Genomic DNA, 19,626 nt, shown 5'->3' with positions numbered 1-19,626 from the left:
GCCGATACACGTTATGCTTTTCGTTAAGCGCATTCTGGCAATCTCACCTCTAGCGGAGTCCATCATGCAATACCGCAAATTTGGCCGCACTGGCCTGACTGTCTCTCGTCTGTGCCTCGGCACAATGACATTTGGCTTGCAGACCGAAGAGCGAATTTCGCACGGCATCCTCGACAAGGCAACCGACGCCGGCGTGAATTTCATCGATACCGCCGACGTCTATCCGCTGGGCGGCAGCGAAGAGCTGGCGGGCCGCACGGAGGAGATCGTGGGCCGCTGGCTGAAGGGCAAACGAGAGCGCTTCATCGTCGCAACCAAGGCAGTGGGTAAGGTGGGGCCGTCTCCGTGGGATCAGGGCGCGTCGCGCAAGCATCTGCTCGATGCCATCGACGCGTCGTTGCGCCGGCTCGGCACCGACTACGTCGATCTGTATCAGTTGCACTCCGACGATCGCGACACGCCGCTCGACGAAACACTCGAAGCGCTCGACATCATCGTTCGCTCAGGAAAGGCCCGCTATGTCGGCGTGTCGAATTTTCTCGCGTACCGCCTCGCGCGCGCCTTAGGACGTGCGGATGTGTTGCGGGTGGCCCGTTTCGTTTCCGTGCAACCGCGCTACAACTTGCTGTTCCGCCAGATCGAGCGCGAACTGCTGCCGCTAGCCGACGAGGAACAACTCGCGGTGATGCCGTATAACCCGCTAGCGGGTGGCCTGCTGACTGGCAAGCATCGCCTCGACGCCCAGCCGGAGACAGGGCGTTTCACCGCCACCGTGGGCAAAGCCGGCGCGATGTACCAAGAGCGGTACTGGCACAAACGTGAATTCGAAACGATCGACAAACTGATCGGTATCGCCAAACAATCGGGGACGTCGCTGACGAAAACCTCGCTTGCGTGGGTGCTGGCCAATCCGCTGATCACGTCTGCGATTATCGGCGCGAGCAATCCCGATCAGCTCACCGACACGCTCAGCGCGATTGACCTCACGTTAGACGCGGACCTCAAAGCCCAACTCGACGATGTGACCGTTGAATATCGTTGGGGCGACGCCGCGCGATAAAGCTGGCTACTTGAAAGCACCCGTACGCTGCGTAGCTTCCGGCAACTGCCGCGTTTCGCGCAGCGAGCGCGGATGCCAGAGGCGCGCGCCGCCTTCGATACCCGCATCGTTCGACACTACCGCGACATTCTCCGGCAGCTTGAACGTGAGGCGCGTGGCATTGCCTCCACCAATCCACAGCTTGTCGTAGTTTACGAGCGACGCGAGGATGCCGATCACCTTTTCGACGCGGACGTTCCAGCGTTTGTTGCCAGCCTTCATGCGCGCGGCGTCGCCAATGTATTCGTCGTAAGCGTATTTTTTGCTGACCGGGTGATGCGCCAGTTCGAGATGGGGCATCAGTTCGCCGTCGCGAAAGAGCGCTGTGCCAGCACCTGTTCCAAGCGTCAGCACGAACTCAATACCGTGACCTTCGATAGCCGCGAAGCCTTGCACTTCAGCGTCGTTGATCATGCGTACCGGCAAGCCGCCGAGCCGTGTCGCAAGCGATTCAGCCAGCGGAATGTCATGCCACCCCTCGTTGCCGAAATGGGGCGCGGTTAGCACGCGATTGTTGCGTACGACGCCCGGAAAACCAATCGAAATACGCGTAGGGGGATGCTGCGCGACGATCGGCTCGGCCAGCTTCACCAGTTCGTCGACCAGTTGATCCGGCGTGCACGGATGCGGTGTCGCGACACGCACCCGCTCGGTCAGCATCTTGCCATGCGCATCGATGATGGCGGCCTTCAGGCCCGTTCCGCCCACGTCAACGGCAAGAATCCGCTCTCCGCCGCCGGTATGGCTACTCTTAGCGCTTCGTTTCGCGCTGGTTTTCGTTTCGCTTTTGGCAGTGCTCTTGCGTGTCGCCACGTCGGCCCCCTTTTGGTGTGCGAGTGATTCAGTCTCTTGATGATTCGGGTTTTACTTCTTGCCGTCCGTTTCATGCTGCAACGGACGCCAGGCGTGTCCGTCACGCGCGAGCAGCGCATCGGCTTCGGCCGGTCCTTCGCTGCCCGCCGGATAGCCGTGTACCGCTGCCGGCTTGCCTTTTGGATGCAGCACGTCGTCCACCACGGCCCAGCTCGTTTCGATGCTATCGGCGCGTTGAAACAGCGTCTCGTCGCCGAGCATGCAGTCGTAAAGCAGCGTCTCGTAGCCCACATTCGGGCGTTCCGCGAAGAAATCGTTGTAGTTGAAGTCGGACTGCACCGCACCCATCTGCATCAGCGGCCCAGGTGTTTTCACGTTGAAATCGAAACTCGTGCCGTGGGTGGGGTCGATGCGCAACGTCAGCACGTTGGGCGTCAATGCGTCCACCGGCGTATCACGAAACATCCGGAACGGCACCGCCTTCAACTGCACCGCAATCTCCGTGCGACGCGCGGCGAGGCGCTTGCCGGTACGCAGATAAAACGGCACGCCCGCCCAGCGCCAGTTTTCAACGAATACGCGCGCCGCGGCATAGGTTTCCGTGTTGCTGTCCGGTGCAACGTCCGGCTCCTGACGGTAGCCCTGCCCTGCCGGTCCCTTTTCGTACTGTCCGAACACCACATCGTCCGGCTTCAACGGCTGGATCGCGTCGAAGATCTCAGCCTTTTTGTCGCGCACCGCTTTTGCATCGAAGGAATTGGGCGGCTCCATCGCTACCATCCCAAGCAACTGGAACAGGTGGTTCGGCACCATGTCGCGGAACGCGCCGGTCTGTTCGTAGAACTTACCACGTGCCTCGATGCCAAGCGTTTCCGCCGCGGTGATCTGCACGCATTCGATGTACTCGCGCCGCCACACCGGCTCGAACAAAGCGTTCGCAAAGCGTACCGCGAGAATGCTTTGTACCGTGTCCTTGCCGAGGAAGTGGTCAATGCGATAAACCTGCTCCTCTTTCGCGTACGTGAGAATGTGTTCGTTGAGATCGCGCGCCGACGCCAGATCGGTGCCAAACGGTTTTTCGATCACGAGACGGCGAAAGCCGCTACCGCTTCCGCCATCGCCTTCCTTGAGCAGGCCCGCTTTGCCCAGGCGCTCGGCAATCGGCTTAAAGAAGCGCGAGGTTACCGCGAAATAAAACACCACGTTTCCGCCCGGCGTCTTGTCGAGCTTCTGTTTCAGGTTCGCGAACGTATCGTCGTTTTCGAACTCGCCCGCCATATATTCGAGGCGTTGTGCGAGCGAGCCCCACGCCTTTTCGTCGAGGTTCGCGGTATGGAACGTACTGGCCTTGTCCGCAGCAAACTCTTGCAACGCCTTGAAGAGTTCGTCGCGCCATGCGCTGGTTTCCTGCTCTCCCTGATTGACGCCGATGATCTTCATCTGCGCATCGAGCAGGCCGTCCACCGTCAGGTTGTAGAGCGCAGGCATCAGCAAACGCTTGGTGAGATCACCGGCTGCGCCGAATATGACCAGCGTGCAGGGCGGCGCGGGCCGCTTGCCTGCAGGTGCGGCAGTGGTGGACGAATTCGGGTCGGCAGGCAGTTTGGCGCTGGCGGCGGGAGAGGAATCGGGCGCGTTCGGGGTGGTCGGCATGGGGTTCACTTTGCTAAAAGAACTAAAGGAAGCCAATGGAACGGATGTGGCACTACATGAAAGACCAGGCCCGGCGCCGGACAGTTCAAAAACAGTAGCGAATCACCGGTTTGCAGGGGTTCTGTAATGCACCGAATCCCGCACGCGCTCCTCGCTTCGGGCCGCTCGAACCTGACCAGACCTAATCGAACGGGTAAAACCCACCAACAACCCCTACTTGGTCGCGAACGCCGCTTCATTCTCCGCCGAGACCGGCACAATGCCCGCCTCGTCCATCACACGCGGTTGCAGCAATAGCGCGACAAGCCCGCTCCACCCGGTCTGATGCGACGCACCCACGCCGCGACCATTGTCGCCATCGAAATATTCATGAAACAGCACGAGATCTCGAGAGCGCGGATCGGCTTGCAGCAGCGGATAGGCACCCATCACCGGACGCACGCCATCGCGGTCCTTGAGAAATAGCGTCGTAGCACGTTGCGCGAGTCGGTCCGCGACTTCGCTCAGCGAGAACTTCTCACCTGAGCCGGTGGGGTACTCAACACGGAAATCATCGCCGTAATAGCGGTGAAATTCATAGAGCGATTCGATCAACAGATAATTGACCGGCATCCACACTGGCCCGCGCCAGTTGGAATTCCCGCCAAACACGCGCGAGTCTGATTCCGCCGGCAGATACTTCACCGTGAAGTTGCAGTTGTTGTATGTGAACACAAACGGCTCGTCACGATGGACGCGCGAAAGCGCGCGCACGCCGTGATCGGAAAGAAATTCTGATTCGTCCAGGGCGCGCCGCAATAACGCCTTCATCCGATGTCCGCGCAGCAGCGACAACAGCAGATTGTTGCCCTTGCCGGGGTCGTTCCAGCGCGACACCAACTTGGCGAGATCAGGCCGATGCTCGAGGAACCACAATAGCCGGCTGCGCAATTCAGGCAGCGCGCCGTGCAGGCGCTCCTCGAGCACATGCACCGCGAAGAGCGGGATAAGCCCGACAATCGAGCGCATCCGCAACGGCACGCTGGTGCCGTCAGGCAGCTTCAGCTTGTCGTAGAAGAACTGGTCCGCGGTGTCCCACAGGCCCGTCTCGCAGCCATCGTCGCAACTCACGGCCTCGGCGATATACAGGAAGTGCTCGAAGAACTTGATGCCGATATCGATGAACACATGATTGGCAAACGCGAGTTCCAGCGCAATGCGCATCAGGTCGAGCGCGTAGGCTGCCATCCAGGCGGTGCCGTCGGCCTGATCGAGATGGCCGCCGGTCGGTAGTGGCGACGAGCGGTCGAAGATGCCGACGTTATCGAGCCCAAGAAAGCCACCCTGAAAAATGTTGTGGCCGTCCGCGTCCTTGCGGTTCACCCACCACGAAAAATTCAGCAGCAGCTTGTGGAACACCAGCTCGAGGAAATCGCGGTCGCCTTTGCCAGTTAGCGCGCGGTCGATCTCATAGACCCGCCACGCGGCCCATGCATGTACGGGCGGATTCGCGTCGCTGAAGGCCCACTCATAGGCGGGCAACTGGCCGTTGGGATGCTGGTAGCGGTCCTTCACCAGCAGCAGCAATTGACGCTTGGCGAACTCTGGATCAATCAGCGCAAACGCCGCTGCGTGAAAAGCCAGGTCCCAAGACGCGTACCAAGGGTATTCCCACTTATCGGGCATCGACACGATGTCCGCGTTACACAGATGTCGCCAGTCTGCGTTGCGGCCGCGCTTGCGGCCCGCGGACGGTGTGGGCTGGGCGGGGTCGCCGTCCATCCAGCGTTGGACATCGAACTGGTAATACTGCTTCGACCACAGCATGCCTGCTAGCGCCTGGCGCTGCACGAGGCGTGAATCGGGATCCGGCATGTCGTGCTGCAATGCCGCATAGAACGCGTCGGCTTCTGCGATGCGGCGAGCGAATAGCGCCTTCACATCAAGCGGGACCTCGTCCGGCGCCGAGCCGGGGTGCCAGCGCAGGTAGATCACCGCGCGGCCATGTGGCTCAAATTCCAGCGGCACGTGCGCCGCCGCCTTGGAGCCCGCATCGTGCCGAACGGCTTGCGCGTCGCCGTGAATGAGGTAGTCGTTGAAACCGTCTTTAAACGGACCTGCACCGTCCATGCCAAAGAGGCGTTTGACGTTGGTGTCGTTTTCGCAGAACAGCCACGTCAGGTCCGGCGAATCGTCAGACCATGCGGTGACGATCATCGGATCACGTCCGTGCTGCATCCCCAGCAGATGCGTTTCGCCGTGCGACGTATGCAGCGCCAGCGACGGCCGCTCATCAAGCGCTTTCCACGACCAGCTGTTACGCGCCCAGATCTGCGGCAGCACGTCGAGCGATGCGGATCGATCCCCGCGATTTTCGACCGTCACGCGCATCACGATGTCTTCGGGGGTGTGCTTTGCGTACTCGACCTGTACGTCGAAATAGCATTCGTCGTCGAACACACCGGTATCGAGCACCTCGTACTCGGGCATATCGGCGCCGCGCCGTGCGTTCTCCTGAACAAGATCGTCGTACGGATAGGCGGCATGCGGGTACTTGTACAGCATGCGCATATAGGAATGCGTGGGGGTACCGTCGAGGTAGAAGTACAGCTCCTTAACGTCCTCGCCGTGATTGCCCTGCGCATTGGTGAGGCCAAACAGGCGCTCCTTCAGAATCGGGTCCTTGCGATTCCAAAGGGCCAGCGAGACGCACCAGCTGAGCTTGTCGTCACCGAAACCGGCAATGCCATCTTCGCCCCAGCGATACGCCCGGCTCCGCGCATGATCGTGCGGGAAGTAGTCCCAGGCGGTACCGTCAGGACTGTAGTCCTCGCGCACGGTGCCCCATTGGCGCTCGCTCAAATAGGGGCCCCAGCGCTGCCAGTGGGCGCACTCCTTGGAGTGCAGGCGGGTCCCTTCGATGGTGGCGAGCAGATTCGCGGCACGCAGCGGCGGCATGGCGATGTCCCTTGCATCAAGGCTTGGCGGTGGGATTCACATCCTAGCGCGTTTTGCACTGGTAGGTGATGATAGCGGGCACCACCTACCCGGTAGCCAGCATCCGCTTGACGCGCAGCAGTTCGCCCAGCGACCACGCCTGAAACGGCGTACCACCCGGCTTGTGCGGCGCATCACCGTCCGCAACTTCCGAAACGTGGTCGAGGCCAGCATGATCCAGATGTTCCTCCAGCGGCGCGAGAAAGCGCGTGCGCGCCAAGGCGCGCGCGCTGGCATCCGGTTGATGCACGCGCAACCATGCTTCGACAAACGGGCCGATCAGCCAAGGCCACACAGTCCCCTGATGATAGGCGCCGTCGCGCTCCAACTGACCGCCGCCGTAGTGCCCACAATAAGCGGGATCGGACGGCGCGAGCGTACGCAGGCCTAGCGGCGTCAGCAGATACGTCTCGACCTGTTCGACCACGGCGCGCGCAGCCGCCCCTTCAAGTAGCGGAAACGGCAGGCCCCCGACGGCGAAAATCTGATTCGGCCGGATGGACCGGTCCACGTTGCCGGCCACATGATCCACGTCCACGTTATCAAACAGGGCGCCGCTCGCCGGATCTGTGAAACGCACGAGAAAAGCCTGTGAGGCGCGATCTGCTGCGTCTTGCCACTGCAGATTCCAACGCGCCGCAATGCGCAGGGCATTGATCCACAGCGCCTGCACTTCAACCGGCTTGCCAATACGCGGTGTCACGACCCAATCGCCGACCTTCGCGTCCATCCACGTCAGTTGAACGCCGGGAACGCCCGCGCGCAACAGCCCATCTTCGTCGGCGCGAATGCCGAAGCGCGTGCCATGCGTATAGCCGGCAAGAATCGCCTCTACGGCCTGCTGCAAGCGATTGCGGGTCGCATCGGACGCCTGCTCCTCCGTGAGGTACTCGTGCACCGCCACCACGAACCATAACGACGCATCGACCGCGTTGTACTCCGGCGTGCTGCCAAAGTCGGGGAAGCGATTCGGCAGCATGCCCTCGGAGATCGTCGTGGACCATTCGAGCAGGATCGCTTCCGCGGCCTCGTGCCTGCCCAGGGTCAACAGCAGGCCACGCATGGCAATGAAGGTGTCGCGGCCCCAATCGGTAAACCACGGAAAGCCGGCGATGAGGGTGCGGCCCTGATCGCGTGTCACGAGGTAAGCATCTGCAGCGCGATGCATGCGCGACGCAAATGTCGTGCGGCGCGTATATTCGGTGTCCGCAAGATCTTCGGCACGCTGGACGGCGGGCGCAGGAGCCGCCGTATCGGTTTGCGTGCCGGCACGTAGAATCATTAGCGCTTCGCGATCGGCCAGCTCAAAGCTGAATACGCCAGGCGTCGCCAGATCCTCGCTGAAATCGAGTCCGCGTTCGCGCTCGCGGACATAGCAGAAGTTTCGATACCAGTCGGGCGCGTGCGCATATACCCCGTTGGTCGATGCGTGGATGACGGGCAGATCACCATAGGGCTGCCAGCTCACCTGAGCCTGGTCGGTGTCGATCTCCGCGTTGAAGTTGAACGCAGCGTTCTCATGGTGCAACGCATGATAATCGCGTCCCGACAGCAAGGGCCGTACCTTCAATGTGTAGCGATGCGACGGCGCGCCACCCTCGGCGCCCTTCGCCACATGCCAGCGCAGCACGGTTTCGCCGGTGGCCTTGGTAACAAATACTTCGGCCGTCAGCACGGCATCCTCGTCGAGCTGAAAGCGCCAGGTGGGCCACGGCGTGGTGTCGAAGCCGAGCAAGCTGATGCTCTCCGGATACACCAGGTCAGGCACATACCGCTGCATCGTCAGCGGGTACCGTTGGCCGTTCGCCTCCAGCCACGCTTCAATGCCGTTGACGAGGACCACGCGCCCGCCCGGCGGGTGCGTGGCCGCCAGCAGCAGAGCGTGATAGCGGCGCGTGCGCGTCGTGCCGACCGTACCCGAGGCGAAACCGCCGAAGCCATCGGCCTCGAGCCATTCGTCTTCGAGGCGGTCGGGATCGAAAGGTTTTTCGATGCGTGTCATGGGATCACCGTCTGTTCCTGCTGACTTCGATCTTATCGGTTTGCCATGAAACAGGCCCGCATGCACGTGTATTACTGCATTTTTATTTCCGTTTGCTTTCGAACAGCAAACGGTTGCGACCCAGGCTAACTGACCTCGCAAACGTTTCACAATCTTTCATAATATTTTCTTCAAGTCGCTAGAGACTGCATCCGCTACCCGAATCAGGATGCAGACATGAGACGACACTTCAATGCGGCCACGGCCGTACTCGTTGCACTCTCAACCATCACGCTGAGCGCCTGCGGACCGGACGACGGCACATCGGCAAGCGCCAATCAGTCGAGCGCCACGGCCGATGCGGCTACACCGCCGGTCACGCAGCCAGTCGCCCAGTTGCCACCTCAATTTGCCACGCAGTCGCCCACGCAACCAGCCGCACCGGCGAGCCCCCCCTCGATTCCATCCGGCGCCTCCGCTGCGTTGAGCAGCACGCCCGACGACGTGACGGATATCGCCGTGCAAAACGTTGAAGCGAGCCTCGCAGCGGACAGCCAGCAAGTCCCGCCAGTGATGCATTTCGCACCTGGCGACAGCGATCCGAACAGCAGTCGCAATTAGTAATGCAGTAATCCCAAGGCGCAAGACCCGCTGATCTTCCTCCCCGCAGAAGGTGATTACCCATGACCTCAAATAGCCGTCGCCGTTTCCTGCAAACCGTTGCCTCATCCGCTGGAGCAGCCGCTACGCTAGCCGCATTCCCCGAATCGATCCGCAATGCGCTGGCAGTGCCGGCGAATTCGCGCACCGGAACGATTCAGGACATTGAGCACATTGTCGTGTTCATGCAGGAGAATCGCTCGTTCGACCACTACTTTGGCCATATGCGCGGCGTACGCGGTTACAACGACCGCTTCCCGATTCCGCTGCCGGGCGGCCAGCAACCGGTGTGGTATCAGCCGTCGAAGGAAAATGCCGCGCAACCCGTGCTGCCGTTCCATCTGAACACGCAGACGACGAGCGCGCAATGTATTGGCGACCTCGACCACTCGTGGTACCCGACGCACTACGCGATCAACAACGGCGCGTACAACCAGTGGCCGCAGTACAAGACCGACATGACGATGGGCTACTACCTGCGAAGCGACATTCCGTTTCACTACGCGCTGGCCGATGCGTTCACCGTCTGCGATGCCTATTTCTGTTCGCTGGCGGGACCGACGCACCCGAACCGCTCGTATCTGATGACGGGCATGATCGACCCCAGCGGCACGATGGGCGGCCCGCTGCTCGACAACAACGATTACGTGGACGGTGACGGTCCCCCGAAGTATGCGCTGCTGTCATGGCAGACCTACCCGGAGCGTCTGCAAGCCGCGGGCATCTCCTGGCAGGTGTATCAGCAGGGCCTGACGGGCGCCGATCCGCTGAACGGCAACTACGGCACCAACATCCTGCAGAACTTCGTCAACTTCATCGACGCGCAACCGGGTTCCGCGCTATACGAGCGCGCACAGACGGTGCGTACGATCGTTGATCTGAAGAACGACGTGCTCGCGGGCAACCTGCCGCAGGTGTCATGGTTGTGTCCACCAGCCGCCTACTCGGAACACCCGAGCTACACGCCCGCTTATGGTGCGGAATATACGTCGCAGATTCTCGATGCGCTCACCTCGAACCCAGAGGTGTGGAGCAAGACGGTGCTGTTCATCATGTACGACGAGAACGACGGCTTCTTCGATCACATCGTGCCGCCGCAACCGGCCACGACGGCGGCTCAGGGGCAATCGACGGTGAGCGTCGAGGGTGAAATTCACAACGTGGTCAATCCGCTGCGTGGCGGCACCTATACCGCTGATGGCCTGCCCTTCGGCCTTGGGCCCCGCGTGCCGATGACGATCGTCTCGCCGTGGACCAAGGGCGGCTTCGTCTGCTCGCAAGTGTTCGATCACACCTCGGTGATCCGCTTCATCGAAACCCGTTTTGGCGTGACCGAGCCGAACATCACGCAATGGCGCCGCGCGGTTTGCGGCGATCTGACTACCGCGTTCGACTTCCGCACGCCGGACGTCAAGATGCCACCGCTGCCTGATACCAGCAATTACATCAGCATGGCCGACAACCAGTGCGCCGTGAATCCGGCACCGGTCGTCCCGACCACGCTGGGCGCGATCGATCCGCAAGAGGCGGGCATCCGATTCGCTCGCGCGTTGCCGTATGAACTGCATGTGAACGGTCATGTCGATGTCGCGCACAACACGTTTGCGATCGAACTGGCCAACACCGGCGAACAGGGCGCGCACTTTTACGTGTACGCCACCAACCGCACCGATGGTCCGTGGCGCTATACCGTCGAAGCGGGCAAATCCTTGCAGGAAGCCTTCGATCTGACGACAACGAGCGGCGTGTACACGTTCGAGGTCTTCGGCCCGAACGGATTCGTGCGCAAGTTCGCGGGCAATACGACTCAAACGCCAACCCAGGGGAGAAGCAGCAAGCCGTCGCTGCCGGAAGTCAGAACGCACTACGACGTTGCGAATGGCAACGTGTTCCTCAAGTTCATCAACAAGGGCAGCGGCATCGCTCGTCTGACGGTGAACGACAACGCGTACGGTGCCCGTCCGCGCCAGGTGCTGGTACCGGCCGGTGCCGAGATCGAAGAGGCGTGGGTGCTGGCGTCGAGCCATCACTGGTATGACTTGACGGTCAGCAGCCAGGAAGATGCGAGCTTTGCACGGCGTCTTGCCGGTCACGTTGAAAACGGCCGGCCGAGCATCAGCGATCCAGCTGCTGTAGCGCCGATGTTGACGGTAGTCTGAAGTCTCTGCGGTTGCGCCGGGCATCGGTCAGCGTCAGCATGATATTGGATGGCTGGGTATGATCGATGTTCGGCGAGTTCAGCGGCACGTTTTTTGCGGCGTCTCGTCCACGTTTCATGGCAAGCGCTAACCGCTGAGATACAACCAGGAGGCGACATGGAACGCGAAGCATTTGTCGGCATCCTCGAACAAGAGGGCTTTGCCGAGGTCGTGACAGTGAACCGCGAGCCCGGCGGCTCACTCGACGCGCACGAGCACCCGTTCGAGGCGAAGGCGCTGATCGTCCAAGGCGAGATGTGGATTCGCGTGGGCGAGGAGGAGCAGCGCTACCAGGTAGGGGACGTGTTCCATCTGGCTGCGCATATCGCGCATGAGGAACGGTATGGACCGAAGGGCGTGCAGTATCTCGTGGGTAGAAAGTAAAGGCGAAGGCGGGGGCAGCATCCCGCCACTCGCCCCACCTCACCCTGCCTTTTCTTAAGCCCCCAGCAACACGCCCGTTCGCACCGGCTTCGTTCCCGTCACTCGTCCAAGCGGCACCCCCGCTGTTACGAAGCGAATCGCACGGCGCATGTAGAAAATGCCATCGGTCTTGCTGCTGATCGTGATGGTTTCGTCAGTCAGCGGATCGACGATATCGAACAGCGGATCGCCGGCGCGAATCATGTCGCCGATATTCGCGCGGTGCACGAGAATGCCGCTGACCGGCGCATAAAACTGCTCGCTGCCGGCGAGCGGCGTGGCCGGCTGGAGCAATTCAGGCAACGGCAGTGCCTCCGCGCGAATGGCCTTGCGCCAGATCAGATAGTTGACGATCGCGTCCGCGTCCTGCTGCGCTACGGCATACGAGACATCGCGTTGGCCGCGACATTCCACCGTTACTGCAATGGTCCCGGTGTCGACCGGCTTGGTGGCCGGCAGGCTTTGCTGCAATTGCCACCACAGCAGGCTGTGCGTCTCATCGAATGCGCCAGCGCCAGAGTCCGTCGCGAGCAGCGAAGCGCGCGCCCCAAGGTAGCGGGCTAGCGGTTCGAAATCGGCCCACGCAGCTTCGCTCGTGTACACATGCATCACCGCTTCCAGCGAGCAATGCAGATCGATCACGACGTCCGCATCAAACGAGAGTTTCAACAGCGCCAGTTGCAGCGATTCGAATTCGGTCAGCGGCGTTTGCCGATCCAGTTCTTCGCGCATGAATTGCCGGACCATCTGGCGGTTGGCGACTGGGTCTGCACCCAGCGCCTCTTCGGCGCGTTCAATCAGTTTGTCGAACTGCAGGAAATGGCGATTGAAATTCTTGCCGCTGCCCAGATCGAAGCGTCCGACAAACTGGCCGAGCACCGATTGTCCGAGGCTAACCGGATTGGCCACCGGAACCAGCACGATTTCAGCGGCCAGCGCGCCTTGCGCCTCCAGTTCGAGCAGACGGCGTTTCAACAGCACGTTGGTCAGCATGGCCGGAGTTTCGTCCGCATGCAGCGTCGACGAAACGAAGATCTTCTGACCGCTATCCGACGGGCCGAAGTGGAAGCTCACCAGTTCGCGGTGCGTGCCGATAGCGGGCGACAGAAGCGGGATCGATTGTTTTTTCATGATCGAATCAAATGAGGTATCGCGTTGGACGCAGAGATTTGACGCAGCCGCGGCTTAGTTGCCGTACGGATCGAAATCGAAATACTTGTGGGCGATTCGCGCATACGTGCCGTCCTTGCGCATCGACGCAATGGCGTCATTGATCGAAGCTTGCAGCGCCGTTTCGTTCTTGCGCAGGCCGATACCAACGCCGCGATCGCCCATCGAAAGCGGCACGCCGACAAACGCAAAGCCCTTGCCGGCAGGCGTGCGCAGAAAGCCCTGATCGGCCTCCACCGCGCCAAGCAGCGCGCCGTCGAGGCGACCGTTGACGAGGTCCGTGAAGACCTCATCCTGACTCTTGTACGCCACCACATTCACGCCGTGAGGCGCCCAGTTGGCTTGCGCATACGTTTCGAACTGCGTGCCCGACTGCACACCGATCTGCTTACCCGCCAACGAGGCAGGCGCGTCGCTCAGCCCCGAACCCTGCTTCGCCACCAGACGCGATTTGAACTGGAACAGCTTCGACGAAAACAGAATCTGCTGCTCGCGCTTTTCCGTGATCGCCATCGACGACATGATCGCGTCAATCTTGCGCGCCTGCAGCGCCGGAATCATGCCGGAGAATTCCAGCTCGACCCATTCGCAATGCGCGTGAATGCGGCGGCAGATTTCGTTGCCGAGATCGACGTCGAAGCCTTGCACGCTGCCGTCGGGGGCTTTGGCGTCCATCGGCGGGTAGCTTGGATCGATGCCCAGCCGCACCGTGCTGGTGTCACTGGCGAATGCGCCGCTGCTGAAGGTCAGCGCGGCGATCAGAATCATCAACGGAGTTTTCATGGCGAACCGGAGGGCGGAGGGTGAGCGTGAAAGCGGTAGCTTCGGCGCATGCTAAAGGGTGTGGGTGCACTGAAGAAGTCCCATACGGACTATCATGATCATATTTACTGATCACCACGCCCTTTCCCCGCTATGGCCCTGACGATTGCCCAGTTGCGCGTATTTACCGCCGTCGCCGAGCACGGCAGCATCCGCGCGGCGTCGCGGGCGCTTGGCACGGCGCAGAGCGGCATCACGCAGCAATTGCAGAATCTCGAACTGATCCTTGGCGCTACCCTTTTCACCCGCACGAATCGCGGCATTGCGCTGACCGCCTTGGGGCAGCGCCTGCTGCAACGGGCCGGCGCGATTCTCGGGGAATGCGAGCGGGCCGAGCAGGAGGTGCAACAACTGCGCGGGGACTTTGCCGGCGAGGTCACATTCGGCATGACAACCGAGCCGCTGATCGACGCGCTGGCGCCCGTGCTGATGGAGTTTCGCGCGCGCTTTCCACGGGTCTCGGTACATCTGCGCACCGGCACTTCACGGATGATGATCGCGTGGATTCGCGAAGGCACACTGGACTTCGCCGTGGCGCTGGTCTCGCAGTACACGGATACGACCGACTTATCGGTGACGCGGCTGTATCCGTCCGATCCGGTAGTCGTCTGCCGGCGTGGCCATCCAAAAGCAGGCGCCACTTCACTCGCCGAACTGAGCGACTGCTCGTGGATCGCGACCCGCTCGCCAAACCTGACCGACGACCCGCAAGCCAATCGTTTGAGCACCCTGCTCGAAAGCCACGGCCTCCCGCCGCCCAACATCATCGCCACGGTGGAAGGGTTGTTCGAAAGCCTGCATCTGGTGAGCGAAACGGATTGCCTGTCACTGGAGTCATCGATCGTCGCGAGACACCACCTCTTCGCTCATGCGCTGACCTCTATCGCAGTGCGCGAGCGAGCGGTCGAACAGGATGTCTGCCTGCTGCAGCGTGCCGCGATTCCGGTGACGCCAGCCGCTCAGGAACTGGCCACGATGATTGCGTCGTACACGCGCACGGTGCGGGCGCGGGGCGGCTAGCATTGGCGCATCACCGTCACTCGCCGCATGGCGTTTTGCGAACCTATTCAGATTTACCCGCCAAAGCTTCGCTATTGCCGGACAGTACATGGGTCGACGCGACTCACGGGTTACGATGACTTCCAACCCAACCCCAATCCTCAGCCTTCCCATGCGAGTCCTATTTGTCGTCGGCAATCTGGGGGACTATCACGTGCCGCGCTATCAGGCCCTCTTGCGCCTTGCTCATAGTCGCGGTCATGAGGTGTTTCTGGTTGAAGTCTTCGGCAAATCTGGCGTCTACGGCTTTCCGCAGGATCGTCGCGCCGCGTTCTTCAATACGCATCCCGCGAACTGTGTCACGTTGATCGAGCATGCTGGTGAGAGCGATGGCCATACCGCCCGCGTCACCGCCGGATTGCTGAAGGTGTGTCGCGATTTCGCGCCGGACGTGGTGGTCACGCTCGGCTACAACACCAACTATTCCGTCGTGCTCTGCACGTTGAAAGCGTTGACGCGCCGCTTCGCGCTTATCTATATGTCGGACTCCAAAGCCGACGACGGCAAGCGTTACGCCCTCAAGGAGCGCCTTAAGCGACTTCTGGTTGGCCGCTTCGATGCGGCGCTCGTCGCTGGCGAGAAGCATCGCGTATACGCGGCATCATTGGGCATACCCATGGAGCGCTCGCGCATCGGTTTTGATGTGATTGATGTCGATTACTTTGCCAGATTGGCGCGCGAGGCGACTTCAAACGCCGAAGAAATCCGCGAGCGTTTCGCACTGCCAGCGCGCTATGTGCTGTGCGTCAGCCGCTTTGTCGCGCGCAAGAATATCGATCTTCTCATTGCAGCCTTCTACCAGTCAGGACTCCACACGACGGGAGTGTCACTCGTGCTGGTCGGGCAAGGTCCGTGCAAGCAGCAGTTGCTCGATCAGATCGACCGGCTCGGCATGGCGAGGCACGTCGTCATTCTGAGTTCGGTGCCGAACCAGCACATGGCCGGCCTCTATGCCCTCGCGGACTTCGTTGTGCTTGCAAGCCAGTTCGATCAGTGGGGCTTATGCATCAACGAAGCGTTTGCCGCCGCCCGGCCCGTTATCGTCACCCGGACCTGCGGCGTCGCGGATGAACTGGTGCTGGATGGCGTGAACGGGTTCATCGTCGAACCCGGCGACGAATCCGCGCTATCTGCAAGAATGATGCAACTGGGGAAAGACGCCGCCTTACGGGAGCGATTCTCGGCAAACGCGCTCGCGACAGTAAAACGGTGGACGCCGTTGCTATTTGCGTCGAACACGATTGAACTGGCTGAATCCATGATCAATCCAGCGCGCCGTACCCAGGAAGCAGCCTAGCGTTCATGAGCCAAGCTTGATCGCATCGATTGGGACGCATGTCCGGGGACCCGAAACTCTCGACGCTTCAAATATTCATTACCTCGTGTTCCACAGAATCGGTTGTTATGAGCATGTCTGCGCGTTGCCGTGGACATTCCTAACAGCGAAGCGAGGTGAGCATATGTTTACTCCCGTCAGCGGTACGGACTTCAGCGCATGGTCCGGTCAGTCATCGTCCGATAGCCAGCCCCCCCCACAGACCCTGCAATCGAAGTCGATCCCGCGAATCCCACCGATCGAGGCGACACAACTCATCAATGGCAACGAGAACGGCCAGGGTTACCCGGACGACAGCACGAACGCCAAAGCGCTGGCGGATCTGCAGGAGGACGGCCTGCGCGGTATGCCGCAGGATGCCATCAAGCTTGAAACCCAGCAGACCCTCAATCGCCAGAAGATCGAAGCGTTGTCGCAGAAAGACCGGGACCTGTATAGCCGCAGGCAGGCAGAGGGCATCAACATGTATGAATCGGCGACGTCGGCATCGGATCGCCAGAGAATTGCGCAGGCCATGGCCAACGACATGGATAAACCCCTGAATGCGCTATATGCAAAGTGCATGGCCGACTCAGCGCAGCGTATACGGCTTGAATTCACCTCGCCATTCGGTGCGCAATACTTGGGATCGGCGGGCCAGCAACAATCGGCGCTACTCGAACACCTGGGCACCCAGTTTGATCAGGCAAGAACACCGGAGGAGCGGGCGTCGCTGTTCCGTCAGGCCGCTGGAATACGTCACGATATGCAACTGCAGATCCAGGCCCGCACCTCGCAGGGCAGAACACAGACCGATCAGCAGTGGGCCGAAGCCGATAACGAGTTGTTCGCAGCGCGGGACTATGCCAAAAGCCTGCAGATTGCGACTTTGGGCGACTTCGACAACATGAGTCCCTTCGAACGGCTGACCGCGTTTGCCCAGAAAGCCTTCACGTCCCAGCGCAACGTGCAGGAGTTTCAGTATTTGGCGCAGCAGCATCCCGAAAGTTTCAAGGACGTCAAGAACTGGTATGAGGACGCGTCAGCCAAGACTGAACAAGCGCGCTCAACAATCCACAGCGATCCTTTCCGGCGCACTCCCAATTTGCCGCCCCCGCTTGCGGACTTTACGGACACGAAGACCGACGACCTCCACGTGGGCAACTACGGACCGGAACTGCTGGATCGCTATCAGCAGATGAACAGGGGTGTTCTCGAGGACGGCAAGATGTATCACGCAGCCAGCCAGGGTGGACCGATCAAGGCCGAGTATCTCGACGCGCATACGCCGCCGAAGCCGGTGTGGCAACAGCAGACCGAAGATGTGCTGGGACGGTTCTTCGTCGGACTGATTCCCGGCGTAAATCTGTTCACAAACCAGATCGTTCCGGCGAAGTCGCTTTCCCAGGACGCGAGGGACGGCATTGATTTTCTTTCAGGCATTTCTGGGGGGATGTTGGGGGAAGCGAAAATTCCCGGCGGTAAGTTGTTCGGTAAAGGCGAAAGTGGAGAGCCTGGCGTGCGTGGGTCGAACAGGAGTGAAGTGGAAACCCGAGACGGAAACTCGTCTGGCGATGCCAGCGGCGACAAGGCGGGCGTTCCGGAAGGCAAAGCCGGCGCGGCCAGTGGCCTGAATACGGGGAACACGGGTGCGCAGCCCCCCGCGAACACATCGTCGAGCATTCCTCAGGTACCCAGTACCTACACGAGCAAACCATACGAAGTCATCACGCCGGATCCACAGTTCCGAGGCATTTACCGCGACAGCAAGGGAAATGCCTACATCCAGCAGGGTGACCAGACCTTTTCGGTGAGTTATCAAAAGGATAACGAAACATGGGCCGTGAAACCGCCTCATGGGGGCACCGCACCGCCCTATCCTGTGCGGCTGGACAACAACGGGAACTGGGAGCTGAATTCGGATACCGGATTGCCGGGAGGGGCGGGAACGGAGAAGTACACTGATGCGCTCGGTCGCGATGTATACGAAAGTTATTGCACCGGCGCAAGTTACAAGGAGATAGCATCTCAAATCGGCGTGAAAGATAAGACGGTAAAAAATTGGGCAACGAGATATGCGAAGGATCACGATTTACTGCCCCCCTACGAAGTCAATCCAAAGACGGGAGCGCGGTGGCAGAGTTACCACGTCGGAGCGTACATCTATACAGACTTGTCAAAGGGAGCTTCGTTGCAGGATGCGGCAAACAAATACACGGGTGGCAATACGTTCGCAGCATATCGCAGTGCGGTGCGATATGCGCGGACCTCTGGATTCCCGGTTGAACCGGTTACGCACGTCAGGCCAGCAGAGCTTGGCCCAGCTGCCGGAACAACACCCCAGCCGCAAGGAGCGCCATCAACCAGCCTACAGCCACAAGTCGAGCCGATGACGCGCCAGCAATACGAGCAAACACAGCAACTCGATGACCAAGGCGCTTTGCAACCCGGACAAATTGCCAAGCAAACAGGCGTCCCGGAGCCGTGGGTCAAAGACGTCGAAAAAGGGGACGGTTACTTTTCGCCGTCCAAGCAGGCCTATATCGAACCCACCGACGCCCCGGGCAGTCTGGGAACGGAGCCACCGGCGAAGAAGGCCCGTATGGAGGGCGACACCGCGACGGACGCTGGACCCGCTCCGGCGGCTCCAGCGTGGGGGCGTAATGAGCTTCGACGGTACCTCAATGATCCGCTGCAGCTTGACGACGCTACTTTCGACAGCATCAATGCATGGCTTAGCGGCAACGGACCTGCGCCAGCCGGCTTGCAGCAGCAGATGATCCATGATGGATATCCGAACCTGACTCCGGACCAGGTGCATGCGTATCTCGACGCCCATAGTCCCATCCCGCTCTACACGCAGCAGCGCATCATGATTTCAGAGTGGCTTGGGCTTTGATGAATCGTGACGTGAACTCGGATCTGGTCCGAGGTACGTTTTAAGTCGCTAGCAAATTGAGCCGCAAGCGATTCTCACGGACGCCTCGTCGATCAATGCGAGGCGTCAGAATCGAACTTGCGAACGCCTGAAATTTTGCAGCCATGCCGTCATACGCGAGACCGCCCGCCGGGTTTGCCTAACCCACTGCCGAGGGGCGCATATCGAAGGACGACCCTGCGAGCTCAAATCTTGACGACGAAGGCTTCGTCCGCGCGCCGCCTTTAGCCCTCGCCCCGCGACTGCCTGGTGATCTCACGCACGCGGGTCTGCGCCAGCTCAGAAGCATGCATTTCCCGCTGCAGCGCCACGCGGGCGCAATGCAGTTCGACCAGCGTCGCGGCGAGGTTCGCTTCGGCTGCTTCGACGGCCGCACTCAGCTTCGCACCGTGCAAGCCGTGCTGCGCGAGCGCATCGCGCCACACTGGAGCATCGGTAGAGTCATGCCCGCAGCATGCGAGCAGCTGTGACCGTTGCGCAGCCTGGTGCTCGCACGACGCCCTGCGTGCCGCGACTTCG

14 protein-coding genes are annotated in these 19,626 nt (G+C 60.8%); 7 read left to right on the top strand and 7 right to left on the bottom strand.

All coding sequences use genetic code 11. The features are described 5' to 3' along the window. Window positions 1-64: 64 nt before the first annotated feature. The gene (locus WCA85_RS13320) at window positions 65-1,060 is read left to right on the top strand and encodes an aldo/keto reductase (protein ID WP_424064540.1); all 996 of its coding nucleotides are present in this window, start codon (window positions 65-67) and stop codon (window positions 1,058-1,060) included. Window positions 1,061-1,066: 6 nt separating this feature from the next. Here WCA85_RS13320 and WCA85_RS13315 read toward each other — a convergent pair whose 3' ends face one another. From WCA85_RS13315 to WCA85_RS13300, 4 genes are all read right to left on the bottom strand, one after another. Next, window positions 1,067-1,822 (bottom strand): ROK family protein, encoded by a 756-nt coding sequence (locus WCA85_RS13315; RefSeq protein ID WP_424064617.1) that lies wholly within the window; start codon window positions 1,820-1,822, stop codon window positions 1,067-1,069. A 141-nt stretch (window positions 1,823-1,963) separates the two neighbouring features. Then, on the bottom strand, window positions 1,964-3,565 hold the full coding sequence (zwf, locus tag WCA85_RS13310; RefSeq protein WP_424064538.1) for a glucose-6-phosphate dehydrogenase: 1,602 nt from the start codon (window positions 3,563-3,565) through the stop codon (window positions 1,964-1,966). A 213-nt stretch (window positions 3,566-3,778) separates the two neighbouring features. Next, on the bottom strand, window positions 3,779-6,502 hold the full coding sequence (locus tag WCA85_RS13305; RefSeq protein WP_424064537.1) for an MGH1-like glycoside hydrolase domain-containing protein: 2,724 nt from the start codon (window positions 6,500-6,502) through the stop codon (window positions 3,779-3,781). Window positions 6,503-6,587: 85 nt separating this feature from the next. Then, window positions 6,588-8,543 (bottom strand): amylo-alpha-1,6-glucosidase, encoded by a 1,956-nt coding sequence (locus WCA85_RS13300; RefSeq protein ID WP_424064535.1) that lies wholly within the window; start codon window positions 8,541-8,543, stop codon window positions 6,588-6,590. 216 nt (window positions 8,544-8,759) lie between these two features. Between WCA85_RS13300 and WCA85_RS13295 the strand changes: the two genes are divergently transcribed. The 3 genes from WCA85_RS13295 to WCA85_RS13285 all read left to right on the top strand — a co-directional run bounded on the left by WCA85_RS13295 (window position 8,760) and on the right by WCA85_RS13285 (window position 11,764). Next, window positions 8,760-9,143, top strand: coding sequence for a hypothetical protein (locus tag WCA85_RS13295; protein ID WP_424064533.1), 384 nt, complete (start codon window positions 8,760-8,762; stop codon window positions 9,141-9,143). A 62-nt stretch (window positions 9,144-9,205) separates the two neighbouring features. Continuing rightward, window positions 9,206-11,341: a phosphocholine-specific phospholipase C gene (locus WCA85_RS13290; protein ID WP_424064531.1), complete on the top strand. Its 2,136-nt coding sequence runs from the start codon at window positions 9,206-9,208 to the stop codon at window positions 11,339-11,341. 156 nt (window positions 11,342-11,497) lie between these two features. After that, complete coding sequence (locus WCA85_RS13285; protein ID WP_424064529.1) at window positions 11,498-11,764, top strand: cupin domain-containing protein; 267 nt, start codon at window positions 11,498-11,500, stop codon at window positions 11,762-11,764. Window positions 11,765-11,818: 54 nt separating this feature from the next. Here the strand turns inward: WCA85_RS13285 and WCA85_RS13280 are convergent, their stop codons facing one another. Together WCA85_RS13280 and WCA85_RS13275 are read right to left on the bottom strand one after the other, a co-directional pair. Beyond that, a complete protein-coding gene (locus tag WCA85_RS13280) occupies window positions 11,819-12,934 on the bottom strand; it encodes a succinylglutamate desuccinylase/aspartoacylase family protein (protein WP_424064527.1) in 1,116 nt (371 codons plus the stop codon). Window positions 12,935-12,988: 54 nt separating this feature from the next. Further along, a complete protein-coding gene (locus WCA85_RS13275) occupies window positions 12,989-13,756 on the bottom strand; it encodes a transporter substrate-binding domain-containing protein (RefSeq protein ID WP_424064525.1) in 768 nt (255 codons plus the stop codon). Window positions 13,757-13,888: 132 nt separating this feature from the next. On the opposite strand from WCA85_RS13275, the gene WCA85_RS13270 reads away from it, so the two are divergent. The 3 genes from WCA85_RS13270 (at window position 13,889) to WCA85_RS13260 (ending at window position 19,068) form a co-directional block, all read left to right on the top strand. After that, on the top strand, window positions 13,889-14,815 hold the full coding sequence (locus WCA85_RS13270) for a LysR substrate-binding domain-containing protein (protein ID WP_424064523.1): 927 nt from the start codon (window positions 13,889-13,891) through the stop codon (window positions 14,813-14,815). Between the two features lie 151 nt (window positions 14,816-14,966). Continuing rightward, the gene (locus WCA85_RS13265; RefSeq protein ID WP_424064522.1) at window positions 14,967-16,151 is read left to right on the top strand and encodes a glycosyltransferase family 4 protein; all 1,185 of its coding nucleotides are present in this window, start codon (window positions 14,967-14,969) and stop codon (window positions 16,149-16,151) included. Between the two features lie 163 nt (window positions 16,152-16,314). Continuing rightward, entirely contained in the window at window positions 16,315-19,068 is a 2,754-nt protein-coding gene (locus WCA85_RS13260; RefSeq protein WP_424064521.1) for a terminase gpP N-terminus-related DNA-binding protein, read from the top strand. A gap of 263 nt (window positions 19,069-19,331) precedes the next feature. Here the strand turns inward: WCA85_RS13260 and WCA85_RS13255 are convergent. Continuing rightward, on the bottom strand, window positions 19,332-19,626 hold a 295-nt coding region (locus tag WCA85_RS13255), incomplete at its 5' end, for a hypothetical protein (RefSeq protein ID WP_424064519.1).

This window comes from Paraburkholderia sp., from assembly GCF_049581445.1.
In the GTDB taxonomy this organism is placed as follows: Bacteria; Pseudomonadota; Gammaproteobacteria; order Burkholderiales; family Burkholderiaceae; genus Paraburkholderia.
This window is presented reverse-complemented; position numbering and strand designations above follow the sequence as displayed.